13 protein-coding genes are annotated in these 13,434 nt (G+C 72.1%); 5 read left to right on the top strand and 8 right to left on the bottom strand.

The features are described from left to right. The first annotated feature begins 78 nt into the window (after positions 1-78). A complete protein-coding gene (locus ACZ3KJ_RS11695) occupies positions 79-1,311 on the top strand; it encodes an aminotransferase-like domain-containing protein (protein WP_467526321.1) in 1,233 nt (410 codons plus the stop codon). A gap of 54 nt (positions 1,312-1,365) precedes the next feature. Here ACZ3KJ_RS11695 and ACZ3KJ_RS11690 read toward each other — a convergent pair whose 3' ends face one another. The 3 genes from ACZ3KJ_RS11690 to argS form a co-directional block, all read right to left on the bottom strand. Continuing rightward, positions 1,366-2,214 carry a DUF4253 domain-containing protein gene (locus ACZ3KJ_RS11690; protein WP_467526320.1) on the bottom strand — a complete coding sequence of 283 codons (849 nt, stop codon included), beginning with the start codon at positions 2,212-2,214 and terminating at the stop codon, positions 1,366-1,368. Positions 2,215-2,251: 37 nt separating this feature from the next. After that, entirely contained in the window at positions 2,252-2,404 is a 153-nt protein-coding gene (locus ACZ3KJ_RS11685; RefSeq protein WP_467526319.1) for a hypothetical protein, read from the bottom strand. 93 nt (positions 2,405-2,497) lie between these two features. Next, positions 2,498-4,264 carry an arginine--tRNA ligase gene (gene argS, locus ACZ3KJ_RS11680; RefSeq protein WP_467526318.1) on the bottom strand — a complete coding sequence of 589 codons (1,767 nt, stop codon included), beginning with the start codon at positions 4,262-4,264 and terminating at the stop codon, positions 2,498-2,500. Positions 4,265-4,399: 135 nt separating this feature from the next. Between argS and lysS the strand changes: the two genes are divergently transcribed. Continuing rightward, positions 4,400-6,142 carry a lysine--tRNA ligase gene (lysS, locus tag ACZ3KJ_RS11675; protein ID WP_467526317.1) on the top strand — a complete coding sequence of 581 codons (1,743 nt, stop codon included), beginning with the start codon at positions 4,400-4,402 and terminating at the stop codon, positions 6,140-6,142. Between the two features lie 94 nt (positions 6,143-6,236). Here the strand turns inward: lysS and ACZ3KJ_RS11670 are convergent, their stop codons facing one another. The 3 genes from ACZ3KJ_RS11670 to ACZ3KJ_RS11660 form a co-directional block, all read right to left on the bottom strand. After that, a complete protein-coding gene (locus ACZ3KJ_RS11670; RefSeq protein ID WP_467526316.1) occupies positions 6,237-7,643 on the bottom strand; it encodes a DUF2637 domain-containing protein in 1,407 nt (468 codons plus the stop codon). Positions 7,644-7,746: 103 nt separating this feature from the next. Then, entirely contained in the window at positions 7,747-8,712 is a 966-nt protein-coding gene (locus ACZ3KJ_RS11665) for a DUF3558 family protein (RefSeq protein WP_467526315.1), read from the bottom strand. Positions 8,713-8,830: 118 nt separating this feature from the next. Further along, positions 8,831-9,715 carry a DUF3558 domain-containing protein gene (locus ACZ3KJ_RS11660; protein ID WP_467526314.1) on the bottom strand — a complete coding sequence of 295 codons (885 nt, stop codon included), beginning with the start codon at positions 9,713-9,715 and terminating at the stop codon, positions 8,831-8,833. A gap of 221 nt (positions 9,716-9,936) precedes the next feature. Here ACZ3KJ_RS11660 and ACZ3KJ_RS11655 point away from each other — a divergent pair, with 221 nt between their 5' ends. Next, positions 9,937-11,130 (top strand): RtcB family protein, encoded by a 1,194-nt coding sequence (locus ACZ3KJ_RS11655; RefSeq protein WP_467526313.1) that lies wholly within the window; start codon positions 9,937-9,939, stop codon positions 11,128-11,130. A gap of 47 nt (positions 11,131-11,177) precedes the next feature. Here the strand turns inward: ACZ3KJ_RS11655 and ACZ3KJ_RS11650 are convergent, their stop codons facing one another. Together ACZ3KJ_RS11650 and ACZ3KJ_RS11645 are read right to left on the bottom strand one after the other, a co-directional pair. Continuing rightward, positions 11,178-11,384: a hypothetical protein gene (locus ACZ3KJ_RS11650; protein ID WP_467526312.1), complete on the bottom strand. Its 207-nt coding sequence runs from the start codon at positions 11,382-11,384 to the stop codon at positions 11,178-11,180. Next, the gene (locus tag ACZ3KJ_RS11645) at positions 11,384-12,160 is read right to left on the bottom strand and encodes an SDR family NAD(P)-dependent oxidoreductase (RefSeq protein ID WP_467526311.1); all 777 of its coding nucleotides are present in this window, start codon (positions 12,158-12,160) and stop codon (positions 11,384-11,386) included. The genes ACZ3KJ_RS11650 and ACZ3KJ_RS11645 overlap by 1 nt, the downstream gene beginning before the upstream one ends. Before the next feature lie 229 nt (positions 12,161-12,389). Between ACZ3KJ_RS11645 and ACZ3KJ_RS11640 the strand changes: the two genes are divergently transcribed. Continuing rightward, entirely contained in the window at positions 12,390-12,881 is a 492-nt protein-coding gene (locus ACZ3KJ_RS11640; RefSeq protein WP_467526310.1) for a hypothetical protein, read from the top strand. Between the two features lie 79 nt (positions 12,882-12,960). Further along, entirely contained in the window at positions 12,961-13,434 is a 474-nt protein-coding gene (locus ACZ3KJ_RS11635; RefSeq protein WP_389512952.1) for a MarR family winged helix-turn-helix transcriptional regulator, read from the top strand.

Genomic DNA, 13,434 nt, shown 5'->3' with positions numbered 1-13,434 from the left:
CATATGTGCCGTCCGCATCGCCGTCCACATCGCGAAAAGAGTTCTTGTAGACGGCATGTATTTATCTAGGGTGCGGTCATGACCCTTCCCACCGCACTCGGCACCGCCCCTGTCGCGGCGCCGCCCGCGCCCGCCTCCCCTCCGCCGCTCGCCCTGCGGGTCCGTGCCACCGGGGGGTCGCCGGTGCGGGACATCCTCGCCGTCACCGCCCGCCCCGAGGTGATCAACTTCGCGGGCGGGCTGCCCGCGCCGGAGCTGTTCGACCGGGAGGGCGTCGCCGCCGCCTTCCGGCACGTGCTGGAGGAAGTGCCGGGCCGGGCCCTCCAGTACGCCACCACCGAGGGCGAGCTCGCGCTGCGCGAGCGGCTCGCGCAGCGGATGAGCACCCGGGGACTGCCGACCGACGCCGACGACGTCCTCGTCACCACCGGGTCGCAGCAGGCGCTGTCCCTTCTCGCCACCGCCCTGATCGACCCCGGCGACACCGTCCTCGTCGAGGACCCCTGCTACCTCGCCGCCCTCCAGGCCTTCGGCCTCGCGGGCGCGCGGGTCGTCGCCGTGCCGGGTGACGCGGAGGGACCGGATCCGGAGGCCCTCGCCGACCTGGTCGTGCGGGAGCGGCCCAAGCTGCTCTACACCGTGCCCACCTTCCAGAACCCCACCGGCCGCACCCTCTCCGCCGAGCGCAGGTCCGCCCTCGCCTCCGTCGCCGCCGTCCACGGCCTGTGGATCGTCGAGGACGACCCGTACGGCGAACTCCGCTACGAGGGTGAGCACGTCCCCTGGATCGCCGCCCACCCCGACGCCCGCGACCGGACCGTGCTCCTCGGCTCCTTCTCCAAGGTGATGGCCCCCGGCCTGCGGCTGGGCTGGCTGCGGGCACCGGCGGAGCTGCGGCGGGCCTGCGCGGTCGCCAAACAGGCGGCCGATCTGCACACCCCGACCGTCAACCAGCTCGCCGCCGCCCGCTACCTGGCCGACCGCGACCTCGACGCGCACGTCGCCCGCGTCGCCGCCGTCTACCGCGAGCGCCGGGACGCCATGCTCGCCGGGCTGCCCGACGCCCTCCCCGAGGGCTCCGTCTGGAGCCGGCCCGAGGGCGGCATGTTCCTCTGGGCCCGGCTGCCGGAGGCGTACGACACCACCGCGCTGCTCCCGAGGGTGGTCCAGGAGGACGTCGCCTACGTGCCCGGCGCCCCCTTCCACGCCGGCCCGCCCGACCGGTCGACGCTGCGGCTGTGCTTCGTGACGCAGACGCCGGAGGAGATCGCGGAGGGGCTGCGCAGGCTGGGACGGGGGCTCAGGGGCTGACCGGCGGGCGGGGACTCGTGCAGGGGGCCTGCGGGGTCAGTCCCCCCGGAGGGCTCAGTCCCACCAGAAGTGCCACACGCGCGCCCCGACCAGCTCCCGGGCGTACTCCCGCAGACTGCCCGGCCCCTGGGTGATGTTGTCCGGGCAGAACGCGAAGTGCTCGGCCGCCACCGCCTCCGCCTCGTGGACGGTGGCGGGCGGGGCGGCCACGGAGACCGCGAGCAGGTCGAAGCCGAGCGCGACGACCCGTATGCCGAACCGGTCCTCCCAGGAGCGCAGCACCGCGCAGAGGCGGGCCACGTCGTCCGTGTGGTTGAGGGGGCCGGGCCAGCCGAGGGCGGCCGGGATGTCGGCGGAGCGGCGGGCCGGGACCAGGGCCAGGTGCGCCTTCTCGGGCCAGGACGCCGAGCCGTCGGTCAGCAGGTCGGCGACCTGGGCGGCGCAGGCCACCGGGTCCATGGTGAGGGCGGGGGAAGGGGCGAGGCCCGGCCAGTCGGGGCCGAAGGGCGCGAGCAGCTCGGCGGTCTCGTCGTCCCAGGCCCCCTCGACCCCGTCCGCCTCCTCGTCCTCCTCCTCGCCCGGCTCCCAGAAGTCGGCCAGGACGTCTTCGGCGTCATGGTCCCCCGGGTAGGACGCCTCCCCCGGCATCAGCTCCCACTTCTCCGGGCCGCCCTGGCCGCCGCCCACGTCGACGAGCACCGGCAGCAGGCCGGCCCGCGTCGCCCGTGCGCCCAACGCGGTCCAGTTGCCGGGGGCCGCGGCCTGCTCGGCATGCCACAGCACCGGCCCGTCCGACGAGGCGTCGCAGCCGTCGATCAGCCTGCCGGGGGGCAGTTGGAGCCCGAGGGACCGGCCGCTCGGGTCGGAGGCCAGCCGGGGCAGCGGGTTGGGAAGAGTCGCCATGCCCGTGACTGTAGGGGCCGGCACTGACAGTCCGCGCTCACCTGCGGCGACGCCGTATGAGGTGGGTGACCCAGATGCCCAGGCCGATCAGCGGCAGGACGACGGTGGCCGGGATGAGCACGCCCGCTCCGGCGATCAGAACGAGGCTGATCAGGGCCTCGCCGAGCGACGGGTCGTCCTGGCCGCCCAACGGCTTCTCCTCGCACTCGTGTTCCCGCTTCTCTCGGAGCGGGACGCACGGGTGCGAGGAACGGTTCCGGCGGGCCGTCGGGCTGGCGTGCCGTCAGAGCTTCTCGGGCGTCCGGATGCCCAGCAGGGCCATGCCCCGGTGGAGCGTGCGGGCCGTGAGGTCCACCAGGAACAGGCGGTTCTCGACCTGCTCCGGGGTGTCCGCCTTCAGGACCGGGCACTGGTCGTAGAAGGAGGTCAGGTGCGAGGCCAGCTGGTACAGGTAGGCCGCCAGCTTGTGGGGCTCGTAGGAGGCCGCGACCTCCAGGACCGTCTCGCCGAACTGGTCCAGGTGCAGGCCCAGCGCCCGCTCCGCCGGGGCCAGCTCCAGCTCCGGGTGGGCGACCGGGCGGGCCTCGCCGGACTTGCGCAGGATCGACTGGACACGGGCGTACGCGTACTGGAGGTAGACGGACGTGTCGCCGTTCAGTGAGACCATCTGGTCCAGGTCGAACTTGTAGTCCCGGACGGCGGAGGTCGACAGGTCGGCGTACTTCACCGCGCCGATGCCGACGTACCGGCCGTTCTCCACGATCTCCTGCTCGCTCAGGCCCACCTTCTCGGCCTTCTCCCGGACGACGGCCGTGGCCCGCTCGACGGCCTCGTCGAGGAGGTCGACCAGCTTGACCGTCTCGCCCTCACGGGTCTTGAACGGCTTGCCGTCCTTGCCGAGGACCGTGCCGAAGGCGAGCTGGTGCGCCTTCACGTCGCCGTCGAGCCAGCCCGCCCTGCGCGCGGTCTCGAAGACCATCTTGAAGTGCAGGGACTGACGGGCGTCCACGACGTACAGGAGCGTGTCCGCCTTGAGGTTGTGGACACGGTCGCGGATCGCGGACAGGTCCGTGGCCGCGTAGCCGTAGCCGCCGTCCGACTTCTGCACGATCAGCGGGACCGGGTTGCCGTCCGGGCCCTTGACGTCGTCGAAGAACACGCACAGGGCGCCCTCCGAGCGCACCGCGACGCCCGACTCCTCCAGGATGCGGCAGGTCTCCGCCAGCATGTCGTTGTAACCGGACTCGCCGACGATGTCCGCGTCCCGGATCTCCATGTCCAGCTTCTCGAAGACGGAGAAGAAGTAGATCTTCGACTCGTCGACGAACTTCTGCCACATGGCGAGCGTGTGCGGGTCCCCCGCCTGGAGGTCCACCACCCGGCGCCGCGCCCGCGTCTTGAACTCCTCGTCGGCGTCGAACAGCTTGCGCGCGGCCTTGTAGAGGCGGTCGAGGTTCGACATCGCCTCCTCGCCGCTGACCGCGGACTCCTTGTGGTCCAGCTCGTGCGGGTGCTCGTCCAGGTACTGGATCAGCATGCCGAACTGGGTGCCCCAGTCGCCGATGTGGTGCCGCCGCACCACGGTCTCGCCGGTGAACTCCAGCAGCTGGACCACCGCGTCGCCGATGACGGCGGAGCGCAGATGGCCGACGTGCATCTCCTTCGCCACGTTCGGCTGGGCGTAGTCGATGACCGTCGTGCCCGGGGCGTCCGCGTGCGGCACGCCGAGGCGGTCGGTGTCCGCGTACCGCGCGGCGAGGTTCTCGGTGATCGCCCGGTCGGAGACCGTGACGTTGAGGAAGCCGGGGCCGGAGACCTCGATGTCCCCGATCACGCCGCCGGTGACGACCCGGGAGACGACCTGCGTCGCCAGCTCCCGCGGGTTGGCCTTCGCCTTCTTCGCCAGGGCGAGGATCCCGTTGGCCTGGAAGTCCGCCCGGTCGCTGCGTCGCAGCAGCGGGTCCGCGCCGGCGGCCTCCGGCAGGGTGGCCGAGAGGGCGGACGCGAGGTGCTGTTCGACGGAGTGGCTGAGGGACGTGACCGGGGCCATAGGAGTGGGTGCCGTTCTCCTCGTGGGGATGGATAGACACGGCCAGTATCCCATGGGGGGTAAAGCGGTTTTCCCGGGCGCGGGGCCGTCTGGGAGTATGGAGGGGCCAATCCAGAGTTCGAGCTTCAAGAGGACGTGCCGATCGTGGCTCAGAGCACCGAGACCACCGACTGGGTCTCCCGTTTCGCGGATGAGGTCATCGAGGAGTCGGAGCGTCGGGCCCCGGGCAAACCGGTCGTCGTCGCGTCCGGCCTCTCCCCGTCCGGCCCCATCCACCTCGGGAACCTCCGCGAGGTCATGACGCCCCACCTGGTCGCCGACGAGATCCGCCGGCGCGGGTACCAGGTCCGGCACCTGATCTCCTGGGACGACTACGACCGCTACCGCAAGGTGCCGGCCGGCATCGCGGGCGTGGACGAGTCCTGGGCCGAGCACATCGGCAAGCCGCTGACCTCCGTCCCGGCCCCGAAGGGCTCCGCGCACCCGAACTGGGCCGAGCACTTCAAGGCCGCGATGGTCGAGGCGCTGGCCGAGCTGGGCGTCGAGTTCGACGGGATCAGCCAGACCGCGCAGTACACCTCCGGCGTCTACCGCGAGCAGATCCTGCACGCCATGCGGCACCGGGGCGACATCGACGCGATCCTCGGCCAGTACCGGACCAAGAAGGCCCCGGCGAAGAAGCAGCAGCAGAAGGCCGTCGACGAGGCCGAGCTGGAGGCCGCCGAGGGCTCGGGCGCCGCGTCCGAGGACGACGGCAGCTCCGGCGCCGCCGGCTACTTCCCGTACAAGCCGTACTGCGGCAACTGCGAGAAGGACCTCACCACCGTCACCTCCTACGACGACGACAGCACCGAGCTGACGTACGCCTGCGACGCCTGCGGTTTCTCCGAGACCGTCCGGCTGAACGAGTTCAACCGCGGCAAGCTGGTCTGGAAGGTCGACTGGCCGATGCGGTGGGCGTTCGAGGGCGTCGTCTTCGAGCCCAGCGGCGTCGACCACTCGTCCCCGGGGTCCAGCTTCCAGGTGGGCGGCCAGATCGTCGGGATCTTCGGCGGCAAGCAGCCGATCGGTCCGATGTACGCCTTCGTCGGCATCAGCGGCATGGCGAAGATGTCGTCGTCGAGGGGCGGGGTGCCCACCCCGGCGGACGCGCTCAAGATCATGGAGCCGCAGCTCCTGCGCTGGCTGTACGCCCGGCGCCGGCCCAACCAGTCCTTCAAGATCGCCTTCGACCAGGAGATCCAGCGGCTGTACGACGAGTGGGACAAGCTCGACGCGAAGGTCGCCGACGGGACCGTGCTGCCCGCGGACGCGGCGGCGCACGCCCGCGCGGTGCGGACGGCCGGCGGCGAGCTGCCCCGCACCCCGCGCCCGCTGCCGTACCGGACGCTGGCCTCCGTCGCCGACATCACCGCCGGCCACCAGGACCAGGCGCTGCGCATCCTCAGCGAGCTGGACCCGGACAACCCGCTCGGCTCGCTCGACGAGGCCCGGCCGCGGTTCGACAAGGCCGAGGCGTGGATCAACGCGCACGTCCCCGCCGACCAGCGGACCATCGTGCGCGACGAGCCCGACACCGACCTGCTGAAGTCCCTCGACGAGGCCTCCCGGCAGTCGGTGCGGCTGCTGCTCGACGGGCTGGCCTCGCACTGGTCCCTCGACGGGCTGACCCACCTCGTGTACGGCGTGCCCAAGGTCCAGGCCGGGTTCTCGGCCGACGCCACGCCCAAGGAGCTGCCCGCCGAGATCAAGACGGCCCAGCGGACCTTCTTCGCCCTGCTGTACCACCTGCTGGTCGGACGGGACACCGGTCCGCGCCTGCCCACGCTGCTGCTGGCGGTGGGGCAGGAGCGGGTGCGGACCCTGCTCGGGGAGTAGGCCCCGGACAGGCCCCGGACACGACGGAGGGGGCGCCCGGTGTTCGCCGGGCGCCCCCTCCGTCATACCCGGGGGTCAGGGGCGTAGCCGGGGGTCACGCGATGTGGTCCTCCTCCAGCTCCGCCGAGTGGCGCTGCTGGAAGCGCTCCGCGAGGCTCTTCAGCTCGCTGACGCTCAGCGTCCTGCCGTAGGTCGCCTGGATGTTGTCGCCGAGGACGCGGGGCGTGGGGTAGCTGCCGTCTATCGACTGGCGGAACACCTGGTAGTACGCCTCCTCGTTCGGCTCCGGGGAGCCGCCGCCGTCACCGAGTTCGCGGGTGCGGTTGGGGCCGACGGGGATGGGGAACGTGCCGGTCTCCTCGGGGGCCGGTTCCTGGCCGGGGGCCGGGGGCTCCTCCTCGTACTGTTCGCGGTACTCGTCGGCCTGGACCTGCTCCTCGTACCACTGCTCGTACTGCGCCTCGGGGTCGTACTGCGGGTCGTACTGGGGGTTGTAGCCGCCCTGGTACTCGACCTGGTGGGGGTGCCGGGCGTGGAGCCAGGGGTTCACTTCCGGGTCGGGGGCGGGGGCGTTGTCGGGGGTGCCGGGGTTCTGGTTGCCGCCGGGGTGAGGGTGCTGCTCGCTGGTGCCGCCGGGGTCCAGGCGCTGCTCGCTGGAAGGTGCCTCCCCCAGTGCCTGAACGGCCTGGGAGGTACCCCCAGCGCCCACCCGTGCCGCCCCAGCGGCACGACTGCCCGCAGCTGCGGCGGCTGCGGGGGGCTGGGCCGCGGCCGGGGGGAGTTGTTGGGGGGATGCCGGGGGGAGTTCCTGGTGGGGGGCCGGGGGGAGGAGGGCCGGTTCGATGCCTGCCGCGGCCAGGCCGGCCGGGGCCGTTTCCGCCAGGGGGACGCCGTACCGGGCGAGGCGCAGCGGCATCAGGGACTCCACGGGGGCCTTGCGGCGCCAGGCGCGGCCGAAGCGGGAGCGGAGGCGGGCCTGGTAGACGAGACGTTCCTGCTCCAGCTTGATCACCTGCTCGTAGGAGCGGAGCTCCCAGAGCTTCATCCGGCGCCACAGCAGGAACGTGGGGACCGGGGAGAGCAGCCACCGGGTGAGGCGGACCCCCTCCATGTGCTTGTCCGCCGTGATGTCGGCGATCCGGCCGATGGCGTGCCGGGCGGCCTCGACGGCGACCACGAACAGGATCGGGATCACCGCGTGCATGCCGGTGCCCAGCGGGTCCGGCCAGGCGGCGGCGCCGTTGAACGCGATCGTCGCCGCCGTCAGCAGCCAGGCCGTCTGCCGCAGCAGGGGGAACGGGATCCGGATCCACGTCAGCAGCAGGTCCAGGGCGAGCAGGACGCAGATGCCCGCGTCGATGCCGATCGGGAAGACGTAGGAGAAGTTCCCGAAGCCCTTCTGGATGGCCAGTTCCCGGACCGCCGCGTAGGAACCCGCGAAGCCGATACCGGCGATGATCACGGCGCCGGTCACGACCACGCCGATGAGAACGCGGTGCATCCGGGTCAGCTGTATTGGCGCGGCCACCCGCACTCCCCTCCCCTTGCGTGTTGTTGCGCGCAACAGGGTGGCACATGTGTGCGGTGCGCGTGGTGCCGGTCCGTCAGCTCTTCTTGACGGAGGTCTTCGACGAGGTCGTGGCGGCGGCCTTCGCCGCGGTCGTCGAAGCCGCCTTGGAGGTGCTCGCCGAGGCGGTCGCGGAAGCGGTCGCGGAGGGCGTCGCGGAGGTGGTCTTCGACGACGTCTTCGACGGGGTCGGGGAAGCCGAACCACCGCTCGTGCCCTCGCCGTTGGCCGTCCGGACCGACGCCACCGCCTCCTTGGCGGCCTTCTCCGCGGCCTTCGTCAGGGTGTCCGCGTTCGGCGTCTTCTCGCCCGCCAGACCGGCGCCGTTGTAGTCGACGGTGACGACCACGTTCTCCACGCGCGCCACGACCGTCTGCTGCTTGAAGGCGCCTTCCTTCTTCTTCAAGTCGTAACGCACGGTCGTCGCCTGGTCGCCGGCCCCGGTGAGCGCCTGCGTCTTGGTGCCGGTCGCGCCGGACACCGTCTTGGCGCCCTGCACCTGCTTGGCGTAGTACTCCTGCGCCCGCTGGTCCGCGGAGGTCGACGCGTCCGACTCGAAGCGCAGCAGGGAAACGTTCAGCCAGCGGTACTGGGAACCCTTCACCCCGTTGTTGTCCAGGCTGGACCAGGAGCAGGACGCCCGGGTCGCGGTGTCGCTCGACGTGCCCTCCTTGCCCTTCGTGTCCTTGGGCACCAGCTCGGTCAGCGTCTTCTTCGACAGCGCCGCGCACGCCTCCGGCAGCGCCTGGTACGCCGCCGCCTGCACCGTCGGCGCGGCGCTCACCGTGGCACCCGCCTCGGCACTGGCACTGGCACTGGCACTGGCAGCGGCCTTCTGCGCGTCGTCGCCGGAGTCGGAGTCCGAGGAGCAGCCGGCGACGATCAGCATCACGGGGAGTGCGGCTGCCGCGGCCAGGAGGCGGCTGAGGCCTCCGGCACCCTGGGTTCGCTGGTCGTGCTGGTCGTCTCGCTGGGCTCGTCGCTGCATGGTTCCTTCACTCATGACGCTCGTGGTTCCTGCGGTCGGATCGGGTCCGAGGGGCCACGGTACGCGGTGGAAAAGCTGTGCGGCTGCGGTTCGGGAGCTGAGCGGGCGGGCCCCCGGCGGGCGTGAAGTGGCCTCAGCCCGCGAGGGAGTCGGCGATCTGGGCGGCCAGTTTCCGGGCCCTGTCCTGCATTTCCTTGCTGTCCGGGACCACGCCGACGGTCGCCGGCTGCTCCTCGTACTGGATGGTGACGATGACGTTGGACGTGCGGAACGCCACAGTCACGGTGCGCTGCTTCGCCGTCGAACCGGAGCTGGAGAGCGCGTCGTCGACGAACGCCTCGTCGCCCAGGTCGTCGAGGAGGCGGGGCTGGAGGTCGGCCGGGGTGACGGACGGGGAGGGGGAAGCGGAGGTGGAGGCGGAGGCCGGGGCGGACGGGCTCGTGGACGCCGAGGGGTTCGGGCTCGCGGGCGCGCCCTTGGACGTGCCCGCGGTGGTGCTCGTGCTCGCGGTGGTGCCCGTGGCCGTGGAGGGGGTCGACTGCGCGCTGCCGGTCTCCGTGGCCGTGGGCGCCGGGAGGTCGGCCGCGGTCACCTTCCCGGCGAACAGCGTCTCGGCCTGGTTGTCGTCGCTGACCGCGTTGTCGTACGACACCACGCGCTCGAAGTCGACGAAGAGGTGGTCGGTCGCCTCCGCCGACGACACCTTCCAGCGGCAGCCGGCCTTGCGGTCCGTGTCGTACGTCAGGGTCGCCTCGCCCGCGTAGACGGTCTCGCGCTGGGTCTCGTCGGCGACCTCGCGGATGCCGGGGAGGAGCGAGTCGAGGGTGGAGCGGCCGACGCTGCCGCAGGCCTGGGGCAGCGAGTCGTACCGGCCGGGCTGGGCGGCGGCGGTCGCCGTGCCGGCCTCGCCCGGGTTGGAGTCGTCCGTCGTGCCGCCGTCGTCGGAGCCGCCGGTGCAGCCGGCCAGCAGCGCCGCGAGGAGTGCGGCGACGCCGGATACGTACGCCTTCCGCTGCACGGTCGGCTCCTCTCGACGGTCACAACGTGGGTGGGTGGTCGGGCCGGGGCGCGTCCCGCCGGTTCCCGCTGGTTATTCGCTTGCCGGGCGGGGGCGGCCCCTGGAGACAATGTGTATCGCACGCACCACCGTGGATGCCGGTCCGTCGTCCTGTTCGTCGACCTTGGCGCCGGTTTTGCGATTCAAGACTTCTGTTGTGTTTCCGGGGGAATGAGGACGATATGTCGTATGTCGAGATGCCGGGTGCGAAGGTTCCCATCCGGATGTGGACCGACCCCGCGACGGTGGAGGACGTGGCGCTCCAGCAGCTGCGCAACGTCGCCGGCCTCCCCTGGATCGAGGGGCTCGCCGTGATGCCGGACGTGCACTACGGCAAGGGCGCCACGGTCGGGTCCGTCATCGCGATGCGGGGGGCCGTGTGCCCGGCGGCGGTGGGCGTCGACATCGGCTGCGGGATGTCGGCGGTGAGGACGTCCCTGACGGCGAACGACCTGCCGGGCGACCTGTCGCGGCTGCGGTCCAGGATCGAGCAGGCGATTCCGGTGGGGCGGGGGATGCACGACGACCCGGTGGACCCGGGGCAGCTGCACGGGTTCGCGACCGCGCGGTGGGAGGACTTCTGGGGGCGGTTCGACGGGGTCGCCGATGCGGTCAGATTCCGTCAGGAACGCGCCACGAAGCAGATGGGAACGCTCGGAAGCGGCAATCACTTCATCGAGGTGTGCACGGACACGACCGGTTCGGTCTGGCTGATGCTGCACTCCGGGTCCCGCAACATCGGCAAGGAACTCGCGGAGTTCCACATCGGCGTGGCCCAGAAGCTGCCGCACAACCAGAACCTGATCGACCGTGACCTCGCGGTCTTCGTCGCCGACACCCCGCAGATGGCGGCCTACCGCAACGACCTGTTCTGGGCGCAGGAGTACGCCCGGTACAACCGCACGATCATGATGGCGCTGCTCAAGGACGTGGTCCGCAAGGAGTTCCGGAAGGCGAAGCCGGCCTTCGAGCCGGAGATCAGCGCGCACCACAACTACGTCGCCGAGGAGCGCTACGACGGCATGGACCTGCTCGTGACCCGGAAGGGCGCGATCCGGGCCGGCTCCGGCGAGTACGGCATCATCCCGGGCTCCATGGGCACGGGCTCGTACATCGTGAAGGGCCTCGGCAACGAGAAGGCGTTCAACTCGGCGTCGCACGGCGCCGGCCGGCGCATGAGCCGGAACGCGGCGAAGCGGCGCTTCACGACCAGGGACCTGGAGGAGCAGACGCGGGGCGTGGAGTGCCGCAAGGACTCCGGTGTCGTGGACGAGATACCCGGGGCCTACAAGCCGATCGATCAGGTCATCGACCAGCAGCGGGACCTGGTGGAGGTCGTGGCGAAGCTGAAGCAGGTCGTCTGCGTGAAGGGCTGAGCCCGGACGGGACGGTTCCGAGGGGGCGGGCGCGGGGGTGGCGTCCGTCAGTTGCCGTGCTTGACGGCCCAGATCATCACGAAGGCGATGACGTGGATGCCGAAGAGGAAGTACGCCAGGAAGTACCAGACCTGGCGTTCGTCCCGTGTCTCCTGGGCCAGGCGGCGCTGTTCCGCCGCCCGGGCCGTTTCCTCCCGGGCTGTCTCCTCCCGGGCTGTCTCCTCCCGCGTCTCGTCGCTTGTCGGGTCCGGCATCACGGCTCCCGGTGGACCTTCGTGTGGGAGGCCTGGGCGCGCGGGCGGAGGATCAGCAGGTCGACGTTGACGTGGCTGGGCCGGGTCACCGCCCAGGTGATGGTGTCGGCGACGTCGTCGGCGGTGAGCGGCTCGGCCACGCCCTCGTAGACCTTCGCCGCCCTCTCCCGGTCGCCGCCGAAGCGGGTGAGGGCGAACTCGTCGGTCTTGACCATGCCGGGCGCGATCTCGATCACGCGGACGGGCCGGCCGACGATCTCCAGGCGCAGGGTCTCGGCGAGGACGTGGGCGCCGTGCTTGGCGGCGACGTAGCCCGCGCCGCCCTCGTAGGTGCCGTGGCCGGCGGTGGAGGAGACGACCACGACCGTGCCGTCGCCGCTCGCCTCCAGCTTCGGCAGGAGGGCCTGGGTGAGGTTGAGGGTGCCGATGACGTTCGTCTCGTACATCGTGCGCCAGTCGGCCGGGTCGCCGGTGGCCACCGGGTCGGCGCCGAGCGCGCCGCCCGCGTTGTTGACGAGGACGCCGACGGTCTTGAACGCCGTCGCGAACTCGTCGACCGCCGCGCGGTCGGTGACGTCCAGCTGGTACGCCGTCGCCGAGCCGCCCGCCGCGGCGATCTCCTCGGCCAGCGCCTCGATGCGGTCCTTGCGGCGGGCGGTGAGGACCACGCGGTATCCGGCCGCGGCGAGCTGCCGGGCGGTGGCGGCGCCGATCCCGCTGCTCGCACCGGTCACGACGGCGATGCGGGAGGCGGCGGACGGTGCGGCGGTGGCCATGGGGGCTGCTCCTCGGGTGCGTGGGTGCGTGGGTGCGATGGTGCGTGGGGTGCGGCGGGCGGGTGGGTCGGGAGCCCGCTCGGCCAGGATAGGCGGGCGGTGGCGCGGGGCGGGCGGTGATCTCGCCCTGTGGGCGCTTCACCTGATGGACGGCGCCTGTTGCCCCGGTCCGGCGGGGATACATGCGTACGTTCCTGTCCCTGTCCTGGCCGACCGAGGAGTGGATGGCATGCGCCGGATGCGGGTTCCCGCCGTGCGGGGCGCGGTGGTGGGTGCGGTGGTGGCCGGCGGGCTGGCGGTCGGCGGGGCGGTGCCGTCCGCCGCCGCGGACGTTCCCGAGGCCGATCTGTCGTACCACGGCTCCGCCGTACTGGACCGCGGCCGGGTCGAGGTGCGGCTGACCCCGCGCAACCACGGTCCGGGGGACGTCCCGGACGCCACCGTACGGCTGCGCTGGTCGGCGCCGCTCGCGGACCGGCCGCCGGTGCTGCCGGACGGGTGCGCGCGGACGGGGGCGCGGGAGGTGGTGTGCCGGACAGGCGCGCTGGACGCCGACACGCCGGGCGAGCCGATCGTGGTGGAGGTGTGGCTGGCGGACGGGCCGACGGAGGTGACGCTGTCGGTGGAGACGGTGTGGGGCGGTGGGGCGGTGGACCGCAACCGGGCCAACGACCGGCAGCAGGTGCTGGTGCTGGACACCGGGGACGCCTACTTCTTCTGACGGGCCGCGACGGGCGACGGGTCGGGGCGCGGCACGTCGTACCATCTGCGGACGGCGCTGACGAAGGGGTGTGCGGGCGATGTCCGGGAACGTGCGGTCGCGGTTGCTGGACGAGCTGTCCACCGTCTCCCGGCGGTACGTGGCCACGTTCGCGCTGTTCAACCAGGCCGTCGCCGACCGGCTCGGGCTGCACCCCACCGACCTGCAATGTCTGAACCTGCTCTCGCTGGAGCGGGCGCCGGTGACGACGGGCCGGGTCGCGGAGCTGACCGGGCTGACGACGGGGTCGGCGACCCGGCTGGTGGACCGGCTGGAGAAGGCCGGGTACGTCGTGCGGCAGCGGGACGTCACCGACCGGCGGCGGGTCCTGGTGGCGACGGTGCCGGAGCGGATCGCCGAGTTCGGGCGGACGTGGGAGCGGCTGGGCGGTGACTGGAGCCCTCTCTTCGCCGACCTGGACGATGCCGAGATCGCCGTGATCGTGCGGCACATGAGGCGGACGGTGGAGTTCAGCGGGGAACAGGTCGGGCGGCTGCGAGGGGGCTTGGTCTAG

Source organism: Streptomyces sp. NPDC003248 (assembly GCF_055563235.1).
This window is presented reverse-complemented; position numbering and strand designations above follow the sequence as displayed.